The 19654-nt window shown below is 64.5% G+C and carries 21 protein-coding genes; 5 read left to right on the forward strand and 16 right to left on the reverse strand.

Going from position 1 to position 19654, the window contains the following annotated elements:
- Nucleotides 1-40: 40 nt before the first annotated feature.
- Nucleotides 41-1810: a M10 family metallopeptidase C-terminal domain-containing protein gene (locus tag ASE00_RS02670; RefSeq protein ID WP_235538516.1), complete on the reverse strand. Its 1770-nt coding sequence runs from the start codon at nt 1808-1810 to the stop codon at nt 41-43.
- Nucleotides 1811-2080: 270 nt separating this feature from the next.
- Nucleotides 2081-2584, reverse strand: coding sequence for a hypothetical protein (locus tag ASE00_RS23815; protein ID WP_056377581.1), 504 nt, complete (start codon nt 2582-2584; stop codon nt 2081-2083).
- On the opposite strand from ASE00_RS23815, the gene ASE00_RS02680 reads away from it, so the two are divergent.
- Nucleotides 2583-2918, forward strand: coding sequence for an ArsR/SmtB family transcription factor (locus ASE00_RS02680; protein ID WP_056377583.1), 336 nt, complete (start codon nt 2583-2585; stop codon nt 2916-2918). The genes ASE00_RS23815 and ASE00_RS02680 overlap by 2 nt on opposite strands.
- Nucleotides 2919-2982: 64 nt before the next feature.
- On the opposite strand, the gene ASE00_RS02685 is transcribed toward ASE00_RS02680, so the two are convergent.
- The 7 genes from ASE00_RS02685 to ASE00_RS02715 form a co-directional block, all read right to left on the reverse strand.
- The gene (locus ASE00_RS02685) at nt 2983-3246 is read right to left on the reverse strand and encodes an ATP synthase F1 subunit epsilon (protein WP_056377585.1); all 264 of its coding nucleotides are present in this window, start codon (nt 3244-3246) and stop codon (nt 2983-2985) included.
- 2 nt (nt 3247-3248) lie between these two features.
- Nucleotides 3249-3437 (reverse strand): glutathione S-transferase, encoded by a 189-nt coding sequence (locus ASE00_RS02690; protein WP_056377586.1) that lies wholly within the window; start codon nt 3435-3437, stop codon nt 3249-3251.
- Entirely contained in the window at nt 3437-4888 is a 1452-nt protein-coding gene (gene atpD, locus ASE00_RS02695; RefSeq protein ID WP_056377588.1) for a F0F1 ATP synthase subunit beta, read from the reverse strand. Before atpD ends, ASE00_RS02690 begins: the two co-directional genes overlap by 1 nt.
- Nucleotides 4889-4915: 27 nt before the next feature.
- Entirely contained in the window at nt 4916-5800 is an 885-nt protein-coding gene (locus ASE00_RS02700) for a F0F1 ATP synthase subunit gamma (RefSeq protein WP_056377591.1), read from the reverse strand.
- Nucleotides 5801-5856: 56 nt separating this feature from the next.
- Entirely contained in the window at nt 5857-7386 is a 1530-nt protein-coding gene (gene atpA, locus ASE00_RS02705) for a F0F1 ATP synthase subunit alpha (protein WP_056377593.1), read from the reverse strand.
- Between the two features lie 2 nt (nt 7387-7388).
- Nucleotides 7389-7943 (reverse strand): F0F1 ATP synthase subunit delta, encoded by a 555-nt coding sequence (locus tag ASE00_RS02710; protein ID WP_056377594.1) that lies wholly within the window; start codon nt 7941-7943, stop codon nt 7389-7391.
- A gap of 239 nt (nt 7944-8182) precedes the next feature.
- Nucleotides 8183-8650, reverse strand: coding sequence for an Hsp20 family protein (locus ASE00_RS02715; protein ID WP_056377596.1), 468 nt, complete (start codon nt 8648-8650; stop codon nt 8183-8185).
- A gap of 186 nt (nt 8651-8836) precedes the next feature.
- Here ASE00_RS02715 and ASE00_RS02720 point away from each other — a divergent pair, with 186 nt between their 5' ends.
- Together ASE00_RS02720 and ASE00_RS02725 are read left to right on the forward strand one after the other, a co-directional pair.
- The gene (locus ASE00_RS02720; RefSeq protein WP_056377598.1) at nt 8837-9778 is read left to right on the forward strand and encodes an acetyl-CoA carboxylase carboxyltransferase subunit alpha; all 942 of its coding nucleotides are present in this window, start codon (nt 8837-8839) and stop codon (nt 9776-9778) included.
- Between the two features lie 75 nt (nt 9779-9853).
- Entirely contained in the window at nt 9854-11290 is a 1437-nt protein-coding gene (locus ASE00_RS02725; protein WP_056377600.1) for a M48 family metalloprotease, read from the forward strand.
- 198 nt (nt 11291-11488) lie between these two features.
- Here ASE00_RS02725 and ASE00_RS02730 read toward each other — a convergent pair whose 3' ends face one another.
- Nucleotides 11489-11656, reverse strand: a complete 168-nt coding sequence (locus ASE00_RS02730; protein WP_011951464.1) for a Flp family type IVb pilin — start codon at nt 11654-11656, stop codon at nt 11489-11491.
- Between the two features lie 424 nt (nt 11657-12080).
- Here ASE00_RS02730 and ASE00_RS02740 point away from each other — a divergent pair, with 424 nt between their 5' ends.
- Nucleotides 12081-12488 carry a (deoxy)nucleoside triphosphate pyrophosphohydrolase gene (locus ASE00_RS02740; RefSeq protein ID WP_056377603.1) on the forward strand — a complete coding sequence of 136 codons (408 nt, stop codon included), beginning with the start codon at nt 12081-12083 and terminating at the stop codon, nt 12486-12488.
- On the opposite strand, the gene ASE00_RS02745 is transcribed toward ASE00_RS02740, so the two are convergent.
- From ASE00_RS02745 to miaA, 6 genes are all read right to left on the reverse strand, one after another.
- The gene (locus ASE00_RS02745) at nt 12485-13483 is read right to left on the reverse strand and encodes a hypothetical protein (protein ID WP_056377605.1); all 999 of its coding nucleotides are present in this window, start codon (nt 13481-13483) and stop codon (nt 12485-12487) included. The genes ASE00_RS02740 and ASE00_RS02745 overlap by 4 nt on opposite strands.
- A 118-nt stretch (nt 13484-13601) precedes the next feature.
- Nucleotides 13602-14216 (reverse strand): YceI family protein, encoded by a 615-nt coding sequence (locus ASE00_RS02750; protein WP_056379232.1) that lies wholly within the window; start codon nt 14214-14216, stop codon nt 13602-13604.
- A 96-nt stretch (nt 14217-14312) separates the two neighbouring features.
- On the reverse strand, nt 14313-15332 hold the full coding sequence (gene ilvC / locus ASE00_RS02755) for a ketol-acid reductoisomerase (protein ID WP_056377607.1): 1020 nt from the start codon (nt 15330-15332) through the stop codon (nt 14313-14315).
- Between the two features lie 123 nt (nt 15333-15455).
- Nucleotides 15456-15971 carry an acetolactate synthase small subunit gene (ilvN, locus tag ASE00_RS02760; protein ID WP_056377609.1) on the reverse strand — a complete coding sequence of 172 codons (516 nt, stop codon included), beginning with the start codon at nt 15969-15971 and terminating at the stop codon, nt 15456-15458.
- Between the two features lie 38 nt (nt 15972-16009).
- Nucleotides 16010-17764 (reverse strand): acetolactate synthase 3 large subunit, encoded by a 1755-nt coding sequence (locus ASE00_RS02765; RefSeq protein ID WP_056377610.1) that lies wholly within the window; start codon nt 17762-17764, stop codon nt 16010-16012.
- A 61-nt stretch (nt 17765-17825) separates the two neighbouring features.
- The gene (gene miaA / locus ASE00_RS02770; RefSeq protein WP_056377612.1) at nt 17826-18776 is read right to left on the reverse strand and encodes a tRNA (adenosine(37)-N6)-dimethylallyltransferase MiaA; all 951 of its coding nucleotides are present in this window, start codon (nt 18774-18776) and stop codon (nt 17826-17828) included.
- On the opposite strand from miaA, the gene serB reads away from it, so the two are divergent.
- Nucleotides 18769-19653 (forward strand): phosphoserine phosphatase SerB, encoded by an 885-nt coding sequence (serB, locus tag ASE00_RS02775; protein ID WP_056377613.1) that lies wholly within the window; start codon nt 18769-18771, stop codon nt 19651-19653. The genes miaA and serB overlap by 8 nt on opposite strands.
- Nucleotide 19654 lies beyond the last annotated feature (1 nt).

Genomic DNA, 19654 nt, shown 5'->3' on the forward strand with positions numbered 1-19654 from the left:
CGATAAAGCCCTCAAAAACGGTTAATCGCGGCGCGGTGGCTCAGGTAAAGTCCGTAATGGTGATGACCGCAGCATCGGCGATGCCCCCAAGCCTGATCGCTTCCAGCGGAGCGGCAGCGCCGGTGTCGTAGAAAAGATAGACGTCGGTCCCCACCTGGAGAACCGCGACATCGGTGAAGCCCGCCTGGCCGTTGAGGATCTGCTGCGCGCTGGCCGCCGCCTGGGCGAAGCTATCGGCCGCGGCGCCATGAAGCACTGCGCTGGGTAAGCCGAACGCCATGTGGATATGGTCGATCTCGTCGGTAAAGTCTGTGATCACGTCGGTCGCGCTGCCATTGCCGAAGCTCGCGTCGCCTTCGGCGAAGGTGAAGATGTCGGGATCGCCGCCGCCGCTCATCAGGTCGATACCCGCGCCGCCCGACAGCGTATCCACGCCGAGATCGCCGAGCAGCATGTCGTTTCCGATGCCGCCGGTGATGCTGTCGGCGCCCTGACCGCCGCGCAGCGAATCATTGCCCTCGCCGCCGTCGATGCTGTCGTTGCCGAGATTGCCGTTGGTGGTGTCGTTGCCGGCGTCGCCAAGGATGCTGTCGTTGCCCTGGCCGCCCTGGATGCGGTCCGACCCGTCACCCCCGTTCAGCCGGTCGTCGCCCGCATTGCCCTGGATATAGTCGCTGCCCGCACCACCGCCGATCGTGTCGGCGCCGTCGCCCGCCACCGCGACCGCCGCAGCGCCATAGAGATGGTCGTTGCCGCTGCCGCCGATTATCGAATCCGCCCCGGCCCCGGCCAGGACATAATTGCTGTTGTCATTGCCCGTGACCATATCGCCGCCCGCGCCGGTGATCACCGTGTCGATCCGCGTGCCATAGGCGATCGCCAGATTGTCCTCGAGGTTCATCACGCTGCTGAAGGCGCCATCGTGCATGTCGACGGTCGATGCGAAGCTCGTACCGGAGAGATCGAGCGTGTTGTTCACGCCCTTGTTCCACAGCGTGACGATGGGCCGCGTATTCTGGTTGAAATCGAAGAATTTCGCGATCTCTCCAGTGATGTTGCTGTTGAAGCCATAGACTTGGCCACCGGATAGCGGCGTGTTGACCGCGACGCCGTAGAGACGCTGCGCCGCGATGATGTCGAGGGGCATCCACGTCGTCGGCGAGCGCCCATAGAAAAGGCCGTCATCGCCGCGCGAAACGCCCCATTCGGCGGACTGGTCATTATAGGACATGATCGTCCAGGCGACATTGTCGAAGCCGGTATAGGGCGTCTCGTCGACGTCGCCGGCATTATAGGGGCCGCCATGGCCCAGGCCGAGAACATGGCCCCATTCATGGATCAGCGTAGTGTAAGGATAGCCGCCATAGTTGGACAGGCTGGTGCCGAGCGGCCCGAAGGCGGCGACCGTGGTGTCGATATTGATGCTCGCCGTGCTGGCGACGCCCAATTGGTTGGTACCGGTCGTCGCGGTCGTGAACCGGTCGGGGCCGCCGGATGCGCTTTCGTCGGTGCTGCGGGTGAGCATGACCTGCGCGGACGATGGAGAGGCTTCGACGAAGGTGACGTCGGCAACCGCCGACCACAGTTTTGCGGTGGCGACGAAGGCAGCTTTTTCTGTTGCAGTCCAATTCGACGCGATGTCGAACGCATAGGTGATGGTCGCGCCCGTTCCCGAGGTGGCCGGGCCGAACTTGGCGGTGTAATTGTTGCCCGCGCTGCCATCATAGGTCGCGGGAGAATCATAATTCCAGGTGCCGAAGCTGATCGGAGCCGCGCGTCCGGACGAATCGACGCCGCTGATGAACGTCACTTCTTGATCTTGAACCGAATTGATCGACGCCACAATCTACCCCCGCTCACTGCCCCGCCCGTGTCGCCACCATATCATAGCGGGAGCAAGCCTGTTTACATCCGCTTTGGCGACATAAGGTCAAATTGACGCGCCAAGCCTGGGCGCCGCTCCCTGATTCCGAGCACATGGCCTAGCGGCTCGCAGGTTAATCGCTGCTGTTTGTAGGGTTGGCCGTCATTCAGTTGGCCGCAGCGAGTCTTCGGGTAGCCGCAACGACACCGTAATGGTTCAAAAGAGCAACGATATGGTTGCATATCGGCCCGGTGGTCCTAAAAATTCACCTCGGAGGGTGCCGATATGTCCGATATGATCCAGCGTGAAATCCAACTCGACGCGCCTATCGAGCGCGTCTGGCGGGCAGTGACCGACCATCGCGAATTCGGGCAATGGTTTCGGGTTGCCCTCGATGGGCCATTCCTGGTCGGCGAGCTGAGCAGCGGACACATCACCCATTAGGGATATGAGCATGTCCGCTGGACGGCGCGGACGGTCGTGCTCGAACCGCCGCACCGCTTTGCCTTCACCTAGCACCCCTATGCCGTCGACCCCGCGGCTGATTATTCGCAGGAGGAACCGACCCTCGTCGAGTTCCGCCTGGAGACGCGCGGGGAGGGGACGTATCTCACCATCACCGAATCCGGTTTCGACCGGATACCCGCGTACCGGCGCGACGAGGCGCTGCGGATGAACGGCGGCGGGTGGACCGCGCAGATCGAGAATATCCGGGTCCATGTCGATGGCTGAGGCGGCGAGAGGGAACGATCCGGCACCGGTCTTTGCGGCACTGGGCGACCGCACCCGCCTGTCGCTGCTGATGCGGCTCAGCGACGGCGTCACCCGCTCGATCACGATGCTGTCTTCTGATACCAGCCTGACCCGACAGGCGGTGACCAAGCATCTGCGGGTACTTGAGGATGCCGGTCTGGTCGAATGCGTGCGGCATGGCCGCGAACGCCGTTTCGGCTGCCGGCTCGAACCGCTCGATGAAGCCCGCGCCTATCTCGATCGGGTGAGCCGTCAATGGGACGACGCGCTGGGCCGGCTGAAGGCGTTCGTCGAGAAATGACCGAAAAGAAAAGGCCCGGCCGCTGCTGCGGTCCGGGCCTTTTCGTTAATCGGGAGAGTCGAGATTAGGCTTCGGTCGCCTGTTCGGCCAGGACCGTCAGGCCCTTTTCGTTGACCTCGGCAAAGCCACCTTCGACCTGAATGCGCGCCGAGACGGTGTTCGGACCCGAATAGATCGCCAGTTCGCCCGAGCGGACCACCGACATGAAGGGCGCATGTCCCGCGAGCACGCCGAAGTCGCCCTCGGTGCCTGGCACCACCACCATATAGACCTCCTCCGAGCGGAGGAGCTTTTCGGGGGTGACGAGTTCGAAATGCAGGTCTGCCATGATCAATCCTGTTTCGCTGCAAGGGCGAGGTCGAACGCCGTGGTGGCCTTTTCGAACTTGTCCCGGCAGCCGCTGTTGCAGAAGCCGACGACCTGCCCCTTGTAGAGGGTCAGCGAATCTGCCGAGACCGGGTCACCCGACCAGGGACAGACTTCGTTGACCGCGTCCTCGAGGCGCAGGCCGCTCGTCATCAGGCCGCTTCGGCCGCCAGCTTCTTGGCCTTCTCGACGACCTCGTCGATGCCGCCGACCATGTAGAAGGCAGCTTCGGGCAGGTGGTCATATTCGCCGTCGACGACCGCCTTGAACGACTTCACGGTGTCCTCGATCGCGACGAACTTGCCGCTGATGCCGGTGAAGACCTCGGCGACGTGGAACGGCTGCGACAGGAAGCGCTGGATCTTGCGGGCGCGCTGCACGGTGAGCTTATCTTCTTCCGAAAGCTCGTCCATGCCGAGGATCGCGATGATGTCCTGCAGCGACTTGTACTTTTGCAGCGTCTCCTGGACGGCGCGGGCGGTCTCATAATGCTCCTGGCCGACGACGCGCGGTTCGAGCACGCGCGAAGTCGAGTCGAGCGGGTCGACGGCCGGATAGATGCCGAGCTCCGAAATCGCGCGGCTCAACACGGTGGTCGCGTCGAGGTGGGCGAAGGAGGTGGCCGGCGCCGGGTCGGTAAGGTCGTCCGCGGGAACGTAGATCGCCTGCACCGAGGTGATCGAGCCCTTGTTAGTCGAGGTGATGCGCTCCTGCAGCGCGCCCATGTCGGTCGACAGGGTCGGCTGATAGCCCACCGCCGAAGGAATACGGCCGAGCAGCGCCGACACTTCCGAACCCGCCTGGGTGAAGCGGAAGATGTTGTCGACGAAGAAGAGCACGTCTTGGCCTTCCTGGTCGCGGAAATATTCGGCGATCGTTAGACCCGACAGCGCGACGCGCGCACGGGCGCCCGGCGGCTCGTTCATCTGGCCGAACACCAGCGCCACCTTCGAACCCTCCGGGGTCGGGTTGCCGTCGGCGTCCTTGGCGATGACGCCCGCGTCGAGGAACTCGTGATAGAGATCGTTGCCCTCGCGGGTACGCTCACCGACGCCTGCGAACACCGAGGTGCCGCCATGGCCCTTGGCGATATTGTTGATCAGCTCCTGGATCAGCACGGTCTTGCCCACGCCGGCGCCGCCGAACAGGCCGATCTTGCCGCCCTTCGCATAAGGCGCGAGCAGGTCGATCACCTTGATGCCGGTGACGAGGATCGAGGTCTCGGTCGACTGGTCGACGAAGAGCGGAGCCTCGGCATGGATCGGAGCCGTGGTCTCGGCGTTGACCGGGCCGCGCTCGTCGATCGGCTCGCCGACGACATTGAGGATGCGGCCGAGTGTCTTCGGGCCAACCGGAACGCGGATCTGCGAGCCGGTGTCGGTGACTTCCTGGCCGCGGGTCAGACCCTCGGTCGCGTCCATTGCGATCGTGCGGACGGTGTTCTCGCCCAGATGTTGCGCGACTTCGAGAACGAGGCGGTTGTCGCCATTCTTCGTCTCGAGCGCGTTCAGAATGGCGGGCAGCGTGCCGCCATCGAAAGTCACGTCGACGACGGCGCCGATGACCTGGCTGATGCGGCCGACATTGTTGGTGGTGGTAGCCATGATGCGTTTCCTTGCTGGCCTGGTTCGTTAGAGCGCTTCGGCGCCCGAGATGATTTCGACGAGTTCGGTGGTGATCGCGGCCTGGCGGGTCCGGTTGTACTGGATCGTCAGGCGGTTGATCATGTCACCGGCGTTGCGGGTGGCGTTGTCCATCGCGGTCATGCGGCTGCCCTGCTCGGACGCGGCATTCTCCAGCATCGCGCGGAACAGCTGCACCGCCACGTTGCGCGGCAGCAGCTCGGCGAGGATCGCTTCCTCGTCGGGTTCATATTCGACCGCCGCCGAAGCGCCCTGCGCGGCCGCCCCACTGTCGGCGGCGAGCGGCACGGGGATGATCTGCAGCTCGGTCGGCTCCTGCACCAGCGCCGACTGGAACTTGGCGAAGAACAGGTGCGCCACGTCGAACTCGCCCGCGGCATAACGCTGGATCAAGTCTTCGGAGACTTCATGCGCATCCGAAAAGGCGACGTTCTTGATGTGGCTCTGATCGACCTGATGGACGATCTTGCCCGGATAGAGGCGCGAGATGACCGCGCGGCCCTTCTTGCCGATCAGGTAGAACTTCACCGTCTTGCCCTCGGCGATGAGGGCGTCGGCGGTCTTGCGCGCCGCGCGGACGATGTTGGTGTTGAACGCGCCCGCCAAGCCGCGCTCCGACGTCGCGACGACGAGCAGGTGAACCTGATCGCTGCCGGTGCCGGCAAGCAGCTTGGGCGACTGCGGGCCGACCGTCACCTTAGAAGCGAGGCTCGCCATCACCGCGCTGAGCCGCTCCGCATAGGGGCGGCCAGCCTCGGCGGCCTGCTGCGCGCGGCGCAGCTTGGCGGCGGCGACCATCTTCATCGCCTTGGTGATCTTCTGGGTCGACTTCACCGAGGTGATGCGGACCTTCAGGCTCTTCAGACTGGGCATTACCTGTCCGTCTTCCTTCCTTTTGCGGCGTCAGCTTTCGCTGGCACCGCAGTATGTTACGCGAAGGTCTTCACAAAGGCTGCGATCGCGGCCTTCAGCTTTTCCTTGGTCGCGTCCGACAGATCCTTGGTGTCGCGGATGTCGGCGAGGATGTCGGCACCCTTCGAGCGAAGGTCGGCCAGCAGGCCTGCCTCGAAGCGGACGACGTCGCCGGTCGGGATGCCGTCGAGATAGCCGTTCACGCCGGCGAAGATCGACGCGACCTGCTCCTCGAACGGCAGCGGCTGGAACTGGGGCTGCTTGAGCAGCTCGGTCAGGCGCGCGCCCCGGTTGAGAAGCTTCTGGGTCGAGGCGTCGAGGTCCGAACCGAACTGCGCGAAGGCCGCCATTTCGCGATACTGGGCGAGTTCGAGCTTGATCGAGCCGGCGACCTTCTTCATCGCCTTGGTCTGCGCGGCCGAGCCGACGCGCGACACCGACAGGCCGACGTTGATGGCCGGACGGACGCCCTGATAGAACAGGTCGGTCTCGAGGAAGATCTGACCGTCGGTGATCGAGATCACGTTGGTCGGGATGTAGGCCGACACGTCGCCCGCCTGGGTCTCGATGATCGGCAGCGCGGTCAGCGAGCCGTTGCCGTTGGCATCGTTCAGCTTGGCGGCGCGCTCCAGCAGGCGGCTGTGGAGATAGAACACGTCACCCGGATAAGCTTCGCGGCCCGGCGGGCGGCGCAGCAGCAGCGACATCTGACGATAGGCGACGGCCTGCTTCGACAGATCGTCGTAGACGATCAGGGCGTGCATGCCGTTGTCACGGAAATATTCGCCCATCGCGACGCCGGTGTAGGGCGCGAGATACTGGAGCGGGGCGGGGTCCGACGCGGTCGCGGCGACCACGATCGAATATTCCATCGCGCCATTTTCCTCGAGCGTGCGGACGAGCTGCGCGACGGTCGAGCGCTTCTGGCCGATCGCGACATAGACGCAGTAGAGCTTCTTGCTCTCATCATCTCCGGCGTTGGCGGCCTTCTGGTTGATGAAGGTGTCGATTGCGACGGCGGACTTGCCGGTCTGACGGTCGCCGATGATCAGTTCGCGCTGGCCGCGGCCGACGGGAACGAGCGCGTCGAGCGCCTTGAGGCCGGTCTGCACCGGCTCGTGCACCGACTTGCGCGGGATGATGCCGGGGGCCTTGACTTCGACGCGGCTGCGCTGATCGGAAACGATCGGGCCCTTGCCGTCGATCGGGTTGCCGAGACCATCGACCACGCGGCCGAGCAGGCCCTTGCCGACGGGCACGTCGACGATGGTGCCGGTGCGCTTGACGACATCGCCTTCCTTGATCTGGCTGTCCGAGCCAAAGATCACGACGCCGACATTGTCGGCTTCGAGGTTGAGGGCCATGCCCTTGATGCCGTTGGAGAACTCGACCATCTCACCGGCCTGGACGTTGTCGAGGCCGTGGATGCGGGCAATGCCGTCGCCCACCGACAGCACCTGGCCGACTTCGGAGACCTGCGCTTCGGTGCCGAAGCTGGCGATCTGGTCGCGGATGACCTTGGAGATTTCTGCGGCGCGGATGTCCATGTTCAGCCTTTCATCGCAATCGCGAGGGTGTTCAGTTTGGAGCGGATGGAGCCATCGATCTGGCGCGAGCCGATCTTGACGATCAGTCCGCCGAGGATCGCGGGATCCACGGTGAGGTCGACCGCGACGTCGCGGGCGAGCTGGGTCTTGAGCTTGGCCTTCAGCGCCTTGACCTGGGTGGCGGTCAGCGGATGGGCCGAGGTGACGTCGGCGGTGACTTCGCCGCGGTGCGCCGCCGCCAGCTGGCCGAACGCGCGGATCACGGCGCCGAGCTGGCCGAGGCGGCGGTTCTGCGCGAGCACGCCGAGGAACTTGGTGGTGAGAGCGTCGAGGCCGAGGCTCGTCGCCGTCGCGGCAACCGCCTTGGTTGCCTGATCGCGCGACACCAGCGGGCTGGTGGTCAGGCGCCGAAACTCCTCCGAATCGGCCAGCGCCGACTTCAGCGTCGCAAGGCTCGCCGAAACGGCGTCGATAGCCTTCTCGTCACGGGCCAGTCCGAACAATGCGGTCGCATAACGTCCGCTGAGGCTAGCCTGAATACCGCCGGAATTCTCCACGCGCGTCTAATCCCCCAAATGGATTTGGCCCCATGCGAAAAAGGGGGCGCCGCAAGGCGTCCCCGCATGGGTCGCGGGCCGGTTAGCAGGGGAGTCCCGATGATGCAAGGCGGGAAGGGGACAAGAAACGGTATCGCGACGGATAGCGCGAAATCCTCGGCTCGCTGGGCGTCTTGAATCAGAAAGCCGGACCTTCCGGCCCGGCTTTCCTCTTCCTATCGACCGTCGGCACGACGCCGTTATGCGGCGGCCTTCGAAGGCTCGGCGTCGATCACCTGGGCGGGCTCGACACCGTCGATGGCAATGCGGCGCGGCTTCTTATGCTCGGGAATCTCACGGACCAGCTCGACGTTGAGCAGGCCGTTTTCATAGCCGGCGCTCGTAACCTTGATGGTGTCGGCCAGCTGGAAACGGCGCTCGAACGCGCGCTTGGCGATGCCGCGGTGCAGGAACTCGCGCTGTTCGCCATCGGCGGCTTCGCCGGCGCGGCCGACGATGATCAGCATATTGTCCTGCACGGTGACGTCGATCTCGTCGCGGGTGAAGCCGGCGAGCGCCATCTGGATGCGATAGGCGCCGTCGCCCGTCTTCTCGATATTATAAGGCGGATAGCTGTCGCTCTCGCCGCGGGTGAAATCGACGAGGCGATTCAGATTTTCGAAGCCGATCGAGGACCGGAGGAGGGGAGCGAAATCAAGACTACGCATAGGTCTGTTCCTCATGAAGCGATATTGACCAATGTTCGAAGGCCCGCGGGCAACCCGCCGGGCCATGCCGGCCGCCCCATCTGGCGACAGCTGACGCAGGGCGAGATAGGAAGCTGCGAGACGGCTTCAAGAGGGTGGGAATGCGGTTTCGTTGACTGTGGCGCCGCGCCCGCCTAACCGGGGCCGATGGTTGCCTATCTCGAATTCGAAAAGCCGATCGCGGAACTGCAGGCGCGCATCGCCGAACTCCGCTCGACCGCCAACGCCGGATCGCTGGACATCGGCAGCGAGGTCTCCAAGCTAGAGACCAAGTCCGAAAAGCTCCTGCGCGATACCTATTCGAAGCTGACGCCGTGGCAGAAGACGCAGGTCGCCCGCCATCCCGCGCGCCCGCATTTCAAGGATTATGTCGCCGGCTTCATCAGCGATTTCATGCCGCTGGCCGGTGATCGCGCCTTTGCCGACGATCAGGCGATCATCGGCGGGCTGGGCCGACTCGGCGACCGCAAGGTCATGGTGATCGGCCATGAGAAGGGTGACGACACCGCGTCGCGCCTCAAGCATAATTTCGGCATGGCCAAGCCCGAAGGCTATCGCAAGGCGATCCGGCTGATGCAGCTCGCCGACAAATTCGGTTTGCCGGTGGTCAGCCTTGTCGACACTTCAGGCGCTTTTCCAGGCATCCAGGCGGAGGAGCGCGGTCAGGCCGAGGCGATCGCGCGTTCGACCGAGCAGTGCCTGGCGCTGGGCGTGCCGATGGTCGCCGCGATCGTCGGCGAAGGCGGATCGGGCGGGGCGATCGCCGTCGCGGCCGCGAACAAGGTGCTGATGTTCGAGCACGCCGTATATTCGGTGATCTCGCCCGAGGGCTGCGCATCGATCCTGTGGCGGACCGGCGACAAGGCCGCCGAGGCCGCCGAGGCGATGAAGGTGACCGCCGCCGATCTCCAGAAGCTCGGCGTGGTGGACCGCGTCGTGCCCGAACCGATGGGCGGCGCGCATCGCGATCCCGCCGCCGCCATCGCGGCGCTGGGCGCTGCGATCGGCGAGGAGCTGGACAAGCTGGCCGGCAAGAAGCCCGCCACGATCCGCGCGGCGCGGCGCGACAAGTTCCTGGCGATCGGCTGATTTCGCTAATATCGTTCCCGTAACGGAACCGTTCAGCCTGGCTCTGCTTTATGTGCTCCGTTGGGAGGACGCATAATGAAGAAGACCGCACTGTTTCTCGCCTTGCTGCTAGCCGCGCCGTCGGCTCCAGTCCTCGCCCAGGCGCAGGCGATATCCGCCAGCGACAAGAAGGCGGGCTCCGAGGCCCATCCCCAGCTGGTGCAGCAGTTCGGCGGCGCGATGAGGGGGCCGGCGGCCGACTATGTGACGCGCGTCGGCCGCAAGATCGCGGTGCAATCGGGCCTCTCCAATTCCGAGCGCGATTTCACCGTCACTCTGCTCGATTCACCAGTGAACAACGCCTTCGCGATCCCCGGCGGCTATGTGTATGTGACCCGCGGCCTGCTCGCGCTGATGAACGACGAGGCCGAACTCGCTTCGGTGCTGGGGCATGAGATCGGCCATGTCGCCGCCCGCCATTCGGCCAAGCGCCAGCAGACCAACACGATCGCGCAGGTGCTGGCGGGTGTCGTCGGCGCGGTCGCCGGCAACAGCGGCATCGGTGATCTTGTGGGGCGCGGCGCCGGTCTCGGCGCGGACCTGATCACCAAGGGCTTCTCGCGCACGCAGGAATATCAGGCTGACGATCTCGGCGTGCGCTACCTTGCCGGGGCGGGTTATGATCCGCTGGGCTCGGCCGACATGCTGGCGATTCTCGGCGCGCAACAGTCTCTGGAAGCGCGGATCAGCGGACAGAAGAACAGCCTGCCGACCTGGGCCAGCACCCATCCCAATTCAACCGATCGGGTCAAGCGCGCGCGGGACAAGGCCAGCCAGACGGGAGCGGCGGGACGCGGGCAGCGCAACCGCGATGCGCTGCTCGATGCCGTCGATGGGCTCACCTGGGGCGACAATCCCGAGAAAGGCTATGTCGAGGGACGGGAGTTCCGGCTTCCCGTTCAGCGGCTCGCCTTCACTGTGCCGAGCGGCTACGCGATCAACAACGCCGACGATGCCGTGACCATCGCCGGATCGGGCGGGCAGGCGAGCTTCACCGGGGGCCGGGTGGGCATGGGCGGGCTCGACGATTATGTCAGCCAGGTCTTCGCGGGCCTGGGCGGCAGCATCAGGGCGGGCCAGATTCAGACCGGCAAGGCCAATGGCATGGACTTCCGCTATGCCTTCGGTCAGGCCAACAGCAATGCCGGCCAGGTCGACGTGGGCGTCTTCGCTTATCGGCCCGACAGTAGCGCGGTCGCCTATCATTTCGTGACGATCGCGCGCGCGGGACAGGGCATCGGCCCGTTCGCGCCGCTGGTCGAGAGCATGCGACGGATGAGCTCGTCCGAAGCCACCGGCATCAAGCCGCTCAAGATAAGGGTGGTCCGGGTGAAAGCAGGCGACACGCCGGAAAGCCTGGCGAAGCAGATGGCCTTCCCCGACAATCCGCTCGATCGCTTCCTGGTCCTGAACGGTATGCAGCGGGGCCAGACGCTGAAGGCCGGCGATCGCGTGAAGCTGGTGGTGCGGTAGAGCCGCAAGTCGGAGCAAAAGGCTCCGCAAGCGCAAGGCGCGCGCCGGACCCGGACCTGGTTATGGTCTGGGGAGGAAAGCCTAAGCCCGGCGAATGCCGGCGCCGGCGATTGAGGCTAAGCAAAAACGCAAAAAGGGCGGCGAACTCTCGTCCGCCGCCCTTTTCAAGCCAGCCTTCAGCCGTTGAAAGGCTTGAGCTTAGCTGGCCTTCATGTTGTTCGAGACGTTGTTGAACGTCTTCTGAAGCTGATTGCCGAGGCTCGTCATCGCGGTGATCGCGGCGACGGCGATAAGGGCGGCGATCAGGCCATATTCGATAGCCGTAGCGCCCTTGTTGTTCTTCAGCAGTTTTGCAACGAACTTCATAACTCTAACTCCCGCTTCCCGATTCGGGTGGTAACTCCGGCCCGGCTGGCCTAAAACCGTGGGCCAACGTTTGCGTTGTAACGGGCGAGTTACTGTTAAACCGTTAACGCCGCGGCGATTCGCGGCATTTGCGTCAGATTGACGTGACCTTATTGGAAATGTCGTCCCAGCGGCCGCGCACGGATTCGCCCAGTAAGGAGACTCCGCCCATGACCGCCAGAAATATGAGCGCGAGAATGAGCCCATATTCCATGGCGCTTGCGCCTCGCTGGTCAGTAAGGAGAGCGCGAATGCGCGCCTGACGGACAGGGCCTCTCATAGCTTCTTCCTTCGGCGCGACGGGCCGTCGCCCATATCGCTTTGATCTGCAGATGCTTATTTCGTAGGCGTGCCGGATTAAAAAACCGCTAAGGGCCTAATACTTATGGACAAGGGTGCGCCCTTAATCGTGGTTGGAGTCGCCCTTGTCGATGGCGACGGCCGCATCCTGGTTCAGCAGCGTCCGCCCGGAAAGGCCATGGCCGGGCTATGGGAATTTCCCGGCGGGAAGGTCGAACGCGGCGAGACGCCGGAGGCTGCACTGATCCGCGAATTGCGCGAGGAACTGGGCATCGATGTCCAGCAGGCCTGTCTCGCGCCCGCCTGTTTCGCCAGCGAGGCGCTGGGCGAGCGCCACATGATTTTGCTGGTCTATATCTGCCGCAAATGGACCGGCATACCGCAGCCGCTGGAGGCGACGGCGCTGAAATGGGTCCGTCCGGTCGAACTGCACGGGCTCGACATGCCGCCCGCCGACAAGCCGCTGATCGGTCTGCTCGACGCGTTGGTCTAGCGCAGGGCGGCCTTGTCGGCCTCGATCAGGTTGACGCGAACCCCCTTCATGCGTCCGGCGGAGATGCTGTTCAGCAGGTCGAGCACCGGAAAGGGATCGACGCCCGGGCCGAGGGGGAAGAGCAGCGCCGCACCGCAAGGACGGGTGATCAGCCGGGCCTTGGCGAAGCGGTCCCGCACGATCCTTAGCGCGTCGGCATCGCCCGAAAAGACCATGACATCGTCGGGTCCACTCGCGCCGCAACCCTGCGAGATGTCGGGCAGCAGGATCTGGGGGCGGCGGCCCGAGGGCTGGCCTGCGCCATAAGCGGCGTCGAGAGTCTGTAATGCCTGCATCGCATCGGTATGAAGGGTCATCGCCTCGGGATCGGTCGAGCTGGCTGTCGCATCGGCGACCTGACGGAGCAACGCCGCTGCACTTTCGATCTTGTCGGGATCGCCATCGGCGCGGGATGGCAGCGCCTTCAACTGCGCCATCGGAATCAAGGTGCTCAGCGTCGGGAGCGCCGTCGCGCCGAGCTTCGCCAGACGGATGCGATACGCGCTTTCATAGGCGATATCGGCCGACGGATCGGGATTGTCAGGGCGCAGCTGGCGCTCGACCTCGGCCTGACGGACCAGTGCGGTGGCCAGCTCGGGGTGATCGCTGCCCAGGATCAGCCGATAGGCGTCCGCGCCGCGCACCAGATAATCAAGCGAAGTCTCGATCATCGCGCGTTGGCCAGGATCGGCGGTCGCGTAAAGCTCGACCCCGAACGCCTCGATAAGGTCCGCCCGGGCGATTGGCGTTTTCTGCGCGGCGAGCTTGCGATCGAATGCGCGCTGCGCCTCCTTGAGGCGGCTTTTTCGCGCCAGCGCGATCGGACCGCTGAGCAGGCTGGCCATATGCGCCGCATCGGCGCGCGGCTCGCCGCCCGCCGAGATTGGCGCGGCAGACACGGGCGGCGCCGAAATCAGCAGGAGGAGGAACAGCGCCGGGCCGGCGAGGGCACGCATTGGCTCAGGCGGGCAATATCGTGGCCATTCGCCGATGATGATCAGCGCCGCAGAAGCTGTCCAGCGGGAAGTGCCACGCCATGGTCCGGACCGAGGCCCGGAGCTCATAGTGCATCGATCAGCTTTCGGGGCGCTCGAACGCCACCGATATCTGGAGCGGGACGGCGTCGGGCACCAGCGGGATGCCATAGCTGACACCGAAGTCGCTGCGCTTGATGGTGGTCGTCGCGTCGAAGCCGATCGTCCGCTTCCCCATCATCGTGCCTGCGCCGACGAAGACCGCATCGAGGACGACAGGCTTGGTAATGCCCTTGATGGTCAGGTTGCCGCTGATCCGCGCGGCCTTGCCGCTCGGCCGGATCGAAGTCGATTCGAAATGGGCAGTGGGATGATTGGCGGCGTCGAAGAAGTCCGCCCCCAGCAGATGCTCGTCGAGCTTGTCCGAGGTGGTGGTGACCCGCTTGATCGGGATGTCGATAGACACCTTCGCCTTGGCAGGCGATTTAGGATCGATCGTCATCGATCCGGTCAGGTCGCCGAAGATGCCGCGATAGGTGCTGAAGCCGAGATGGTTGACGGTGAAGGTTACCTGGCTGTGGCCCGGATCGACGGTGTAGGTGCCGGCGGCGACGCGGCGGACGTCGGAGATGCCCGGCGGAGTCTTCGGCATCTGCGCGACGAGCGGCGCGGCGGCGGAAAGGCCCAGCAGCAGGATGGTGGCGGAACGGAACATCATCGACTCCCGACATTAGAAGGGCGGCAGACTATCGCCTGCCGCCCCATCAACAACCCTGCATAGCGAAACGATGTGTTTCGCTGCGTCGCGGATTTAGTTCTTGGTCTTGTCGACGAGCTGGTTCTTGCCGATCCAGGGCATCATCGCGCGCAGTTCGGTGCCGACCTTCTCGATCGGATGCTCGGCGGTGAGCTTGCGGCTCGCCTTCAGCTCGGGCTGGCCGGCGCGGTTGTCGAGGACGAAGCGCTTGACGAACTTGCCCTTCTGGATGTCGTCGAGGACGCGCTTCATCTCGGCCTTGGTTTCCGAGGTGATGACGCGCGGACCGGTGTGGATGTCGCCATATTCGGCGGTGTTCGAGATCGAGTAGCGCATGTTGGCGATGCCGCCTTCATACATCAGGTCGACGATCAGCTTCACTTCGTGGAGGCACTCGAAATAGGCCATCTCGGGGGCATAGCCCGCCTCGGTCAGCGTCTCGAAGCCGGCCATGATCAGGTGGCTCAGGCCGCCACACAGCACGGCCTGCTCACCGAATAGGTCGGTCTCGCACTCTTCCTTGAAGGTCGTCTCGATCACGCCCGAACGGCCGCCGCCGACGGCGCTGGCATAGGAGAGGGCGACGTCATGGGCATTGCCGCTGGCATCCTGCGCGATCGCGATCAGGCAGGGTACGCCACCGCCGCGCTGATATTCAGAACGGACGGTGTGGCCGGGGCCCTTCGGCGCGATCATGAACACGTCGAGGTCGGCGCGCGGCTCGATCAGGCCGAAATGGACGTTGAGGCCATGGGCGAAGGCAAGCGCTGCACCCTGCTTCAGATTGTCCTTGAGATCGTCATTGTAGATCGCGGCCTGATGCTCGTCGGGCGCGAGGATCATCACGATGTCGGCCCACTTGGCGGCCTCGGCGTTCGACAGCACCTTGAAGCCGGCGGCTTCCGCCTTCTGTGCGGTGGCCGAGCCGGGACGCAGCGCGATCGCGACTTCCGCGACGCCCGAGTCCCGCAGGTTCTGGGCATGGGCGTGGCCCTGGCTGCCATAGCCGAGGATGGCGACCTTCTTGGTCTTGATGAGGCCGATGTCGGCATCACGATCATAATAGACGCGCATATGTGTTGCTTCCCTATCGCGCGGCCGGACATCCTGTTGCGGGAACGGCCCATTGGTTGAAATTCGTGGTGGCCCCCTAACGGGCAAGTGCCCGTCCGTCGAGCCTGCTTTAATGAAAGGCCCCTAAAGCGGCTCTTTGCCCCGGGCGATCGCGGCTACGCCGGTGCGCGCGACTTCGACCAGGCCGACCTCACGCATCAGCTCGAGGAACTTGTCGATCTTCTCGGTCCCGCCGGTGACCTCGAAGATGAAGCTGGAGATCGTCGCGTCGACCACGCGGGCGCGGTAGACCTCGGCCAGGCGCAGCGCTTCAATCCGGTGATCACCGGTCCCGACCACCTTCACCAGCGCCAGCTCGCGCTCGACATGCGGGCCGAGGGCGGTGAGATCGGTCACTTTGTGGACCGGGATCATTCGGTCGAGCTGCGCCACGACCTGCTCGATCACTTCGGGCGTGCCCGTGGTGACGATGGTGATGCGGCTGATCTTCTCGTCCTCGGTGACGTCGGCCACCGTCAGGCTGTCGATATTATAGCCGCGCGCGGAGAACAGGCCGGCGATACGGGCGAGGATGCCCGATTCATTGTCCACGGTCACGGACAGCGTATGCCGCTCGGTGGCTTCCTTCTTGATATGCATGATGATGTTTCTCTGTCGAATTGGGTGGGGGAGGAGGATCAGACGAGGGCCTTGGCCTCGTCGTCCATCTCGCCGACCACCTCATCGGCCTCCAGGATCATATCGGTGTGCGCCGCGCCGCTCGGGATCATCGGGAAGCAATTGGCGAGCTTCGCCACCCGGCAATCGACCATCACCGGCCCGTCATGCTCGATCATCGCGGCGATGCCGGCTTCCAGATCGTCCGGATTTTCGATCCGCACGCCCTTCCAGCCATAGGCTTCGGCCAGCTTGACGAAGTCGGGCAGGGCATCGCTGTACGATTCCGAATAGCGGCCGGCATAGGTCAGGTCCTGCCACTGGCGCACCATCCCCATATATTCGTTGTTGAGGATGAAGACCTTGATCGGCAGCCGGTACTGGGTCGCGGTGCCCAGTTCCTGGATGTTCATCTGGATCGATGCCTCGCCCGCGATGTCGATCACCAGCGCGTTGGGATTGCCCAGCTGCGCGCCGATCGCGGCGGGCAGGCCATAGCCCATCGTGCCGAGGCCGCCCGAGGTGAGCCATTTGTTCGGCGCCTCGAAATCATAGTGCTGCGCAGCCCACATCTGATGCTGGCCGACCTCGGTGGTGATGATCGGCTTGCTGGCATGGGTGGCTTCCCACAGCTTGCGGATCGCGAGCTGGGGCATGATCTCCTTCGTCGACGGGCCAAACTTCAGGCACTTCTTCGCGCGCCACTGGTCAATCTGGGCGAACCAGGGGGCCAGATCCTGCGGCTGGTGCTGGCGCGCCTTCCACAGTTTGATCATGTCCTCCATCGCGCGGCCGACATCGCCGACGATACCCAGGTCGACACGCACCGTCTTGTTGATCGACGAGCGGTCGATATCGATGTGGATCTTCTTCGAATGCGGCGAGAAGGAGTCGAGCCGGCCCGTGACGCGATCGTCGAAGCGCGCACCCAGGCAGATGATCAGATCGGCCTTGTTCATCGCCATATTGGCTTCATAGGTGCCGTGCATGCCCAGCATGCCCAGCCATTGCGGGCTGGACGCAGGGAAGGCGCCGAGGCCCATCAGCGTCGACGTCACCGGCGCGCCGGTGATCCGCGCCAGATCGCGCAGGATCTGGCTCGCCACCGGGCCCGAATTGATGATGCCGCCGCCGGTGTACAGGATCGGCCGCTCGGCCGCCGCGATCATCTCCACCGCCGCTTCGATCAGCTTTGCATCGGCCTTAACCGCGGGTTTGTAGCCTTTGTGTGGCAGCGCCTGGATCGTCGGCTTGCGATAAGGCGCGGTCGCCACCTGCACATCCTTGGGCAGATCGACCACCACCGGGCCGGGGCGGCCCGAGGTCGCGATGTGGAACGCCTCGTGGATCACGTCGCCCAGCTGCGCCGGGTCCTTCACCAGATAATTATGCTTGGTGCAGTGACGGGTGATGCCCACCGTGTCGCATTCCTGAAATGCGTCGGTACCGATCAGCGGGGTGCCGACCTGCCCGGTCAGCACCACCAGCGGGATCGAATCCATCAGCGCGTCGGCGATGCCGGTCACCGCATTGGTCGCGCCGGGTCCTGACGTCACCAGCACTACGCCCGGCTTGCCGGTCGAGCGCGCATAGCCTTCCGCGGCGTGCACCGCACCGGCCTCATGGCGGACGAGGATGTGGCGGATACGCTTCTGCTTGAAGATCGCGTCATAGATCGGAAGGACCGCGCCGCCCGGATAGCCGAAGACGACCTCGACACCGAGATCCGTCAGCGCCTGCAATAAGATATCGGCTCCGGTCATCTCGGTGGTCATCACATGGTCCTCTTGTGCGCCGCAGCGCGTTCTTGAAGGCGGCTGCCCTATCGGTAACAAACTACTCTGTCAACGCCTGCTTATGTAATTTAATTACGAATTGATCGATGTTTTGGTCATCGAGTTGCGTCTCAATTCTCCGCCATTCGGCTGGGAGCTGGTGGCGGAACCAGGTGTACTGGCGTTTCGCATATTGGCGAGTGGCCGCCTGGGCGCGTTCCATCATCTCCTCCCGGCTGGTCTGGCCTTCGCACCAGTCGATGATGTCGCGTACGCCGATCGCGCGCATCGCGGGCAGGCTGGGATCGAGCCCCCGGGCGCGCAATGCCTCGACCTCCTCGATCGCGCCATGTTCGAGCATGGTTTCGAAGCGGGCGTTACAGCGTGTGTAAAGCCAGTCTCGCGGCGGCAGCAATATGGCCGGCGCTATTGAGACCTGGCCGATGATCCCGCCGCTCAGTTCCTGTTGCCAGGAGGATAAGCTGCGACCCGTGGAACGGATCACTTCCAGCGCACGGCTGATGCGGGTGATGTCCTGCGGTTTGAGCCGTGCCGCCGCCTCGGGGTCCTCGCGGCGGAGCATGACCGCGGCGCGGCCGACCGACATGGCGCGCACTTCGGCGCGGATCGCCGGATCGATGTCGGGAACCGGGGCGATGCCGTGGAGCAGCGTTCGCATATAGAGGCCGGTGCCGCCGACAATGATCGGCAGGCGGCCCGCGTCATGCGCCAACGCTATCTCATGCCGGGCATCGTCGGCCCAATCGGCGGCCGAACAGGCGGTGGCGGCATCGCGATAGCCGAACAGCCGATGCGGCGCGCGCGCCGTTTCGGCTGCGTCGGGCCGAGCCGACAGGACGCGCAGATCGGCATAGACCTGGCTGGCATCGGCGTTGATCACGACACCGTCGGCAAGTTCCGCAAGCCGTACTGCCAATGCGGACTTGCCGCTGGCGGTCGGTCCCGCAATAAGCGCGATCGATTTTCTAGACGGGGAGACGCTCTTGTTCATCGCGACGCTGATAGCATCGGAAACGCTGGAAGCAGGCGATATTTCGACCGCTACCGACCTGCTCGCCGCGGCGGGCCTGAATGTCGGCGGTTCGGAGTGGATCGAGCAGGGCGTGGCGTGCGATCTGCGCTTCGAAGGCGATCCGGTCGCGGGGCGCGCGGCTCTGGAGGGTTTTCTCGCCGGCGTCGACGTGATCGTCCAGCGCGAGGCCGGCCGCCGCCGCCGCATGCTCGTCGCCGACATGGATTCGACGATGATCACGATCGAATGCATCGACGAACTGGCTGATTATGCCGGTATCAAACCCCAGATCGCCGAGATCACCGAACGGGCGATGCGTGGCGAGCTTGATTTCGAAGGGGCGCTCGATGCCCGCGTCGCGCTGCTCAAGGGGCTCGACGCCTCGGTGATCGACCGCTGCCACGCCGAGCGCGTAGTGATCATGGGCGGCGCGCGCGAACTGGTCCGCACGATGCGCGCCAACGATGCCGACTGCTATCTCGTCTCGGGCGGCTTCACTCTGTTCGCCGACCGCGTCGCCGCCGAGATCGGCTTCACGAGCGCGCTGTCGAACATACTCGAGTTCACGGACGGCAAATTGTCGGGGACTGTGGCGCGCCCGATCATCGGGGCGGCGGCGAAGCGCGAGACGCTGCTCGCCGAGGCGGCGGCGCACGGCATTTCCGCCCAACAGTGCCTCGCGGTGGGCGACGGTGCGAACGACATTCCGATGATCGAGGCGGCGGGGCTGGGGGTGGCGTACCACGCCAAGCCGAAGACGGCTGCCGCTGCGGGCGCGCGGATCGATCATGGCGATCTCACCGCGCTGCTATATGCGCAGGGCTATGCCCGCAAGGACTGGGTGCTGGAGCTCTAGC

The organism is Sphingomonas sp. Root710 (genome assembly GCF_001429065.1).
Classification (GTDB): domain Bacteria; phylum Pseudomonadota; class Alphaproteobacteria; order Sphingomonadales; family Sphingomonadaceae; genus Rhizorhabdus.

What these genes read in the sequence shown, in the direction of transcription:
- ASE00_RS02700 (WP_056377591.1), bottom strand. Translation starts at nt 5,800, where the DNA reads ATGCCCAGTCTGAAGAGCCTGAAGGTCCGCATCACCTCGGTGAAGTCG.
- ASE00_RS02725 (WP_056377600.1), top strand. Translation starts at nt 9,854, where the DNA reads ATGAAGAAGACCGCACTGTTTCTCGCCTTGCTGCTAGCCGCGCCGTCG.
- ASE00_RS02680 (WP_056377583.1), top strand. Translation starts at nt 2,583, where the DNA reads ATGTCGATGGCTGAGGCGGCGAGAGGGAACGATCCGGCACCGGTCTTT.
- ASE00_RS02715 (WP_056377596.1), bottom strand. Translation starts at nt 8,650, where the DNA reads ATGCGTAGTCTTGATTTCGCTCCCCTCCTCCGGTCCTCGATCGGCTTC.
- atpA (WP_056377593.1), bottom strand. Translation starts at nt 7,386, where the DNA reads ATGGACATCCGCGCCGCAGAAATCTCCAAGGTCATCCGCGACCAGATC.
- atpD (WP_056377588.1), bottom strand. Translation starts at nt 4,888, where the DNA reads ATGGCTACCACCACCAACAATGTCGGCCGCATCAGCCAGGTCATCGGC.
- miaA (WP_056377612.1), bottom strand. Translation starts at nt 18,776, where the DNA reads ATGAACAAGAGCGTCTCCCCGTCTAGAAAATCGATCGCGCTTATTGCG.
- ASE00_RS02765 (WP_056377610.1), bottom strand. Translation starts at nt 17,764, where the DNA reads ATGACCACCGAGATGACCGGAGCCGATATCTTATTGCAGGCGCTGACG.
- ilvN (WP_056377609.1), bottom strand. Translation starts at nt 15,971, where the DNA reads ATGCATATCAAGAAGGAAGCCACCGAGCGGCATACGCTGTCCGTGACC.
- ASE00_RS02720 (WP_056377598.1), top strand. Translation starts at nt 8,837, where the DNA reads ATGGTTGCCTATCTCGAATTCGAAAAGCCGATCGCGGAACTGCAGGCG.
- ASE00_RS02745 (WP_056377605.1), bottom strand. Translation starts at nt 13,483, where the DNA reads ATGCGTGCCCTCGCCGGCCCGGCGCTGTTCCTCCTCCTGCTGATTTCG.
- ilvC (WP_056377607.1), bottom strand. Translation starts at nt 15,332, where the DNA reads ATGCGCGTCTATTATGATCGTGATGCCGACATCGGCCTCATCAAGACC.
- ASE00_RS02690 (WP_056377586.1), bottom strand. Translation starts at nt 3,437, where the DNA reads ATGACGAGCGGCCTGCGCCTCGAGGACGCGGTCAACGAAGTCTGTCCC.
- ASE00_RS23815 (WP_056377581.1), bottom strand. Translation starts at nt 2,584, where the DNA reads ATGGACCCGGATATTCTCGATCTGCGCGGTCCACCCGCCGCCGTTCAT.
- ASE00_RS02685 (WP_056377585.1), bottom strand. Translation starts at nt 3,246, where the DNA reads ATGGCAGACCTGCATTTCGAACTCGTCACCCCCGAAAAGCTCCTCCGC.
- ASE00_RS02750 (WP_056379232.1), bottom strand. Translation starts at nt 14,216, where the DNA reads ATGTTCCGTTCCGCCACCATCCTGCTGCTGGGCCTTTCCGCCGCCGCG.
- ASE00_RS02730 (WP_011951464.1), bottom strand. Translation starts at nt 11,656, where the DNA reads ATGAAGTTCGTTGCAAAACTGCTGAAGAACAACAAGGGCGCTACGGCT.
- ASE00_RS02740 (WP_056377603.1), top strand. Translation starts at nt 12,081, where the DNA reads ATGGACAAGGGTGCGCCCTTAATCGTGGTTGGAGTCGCCCTTGTCGAT.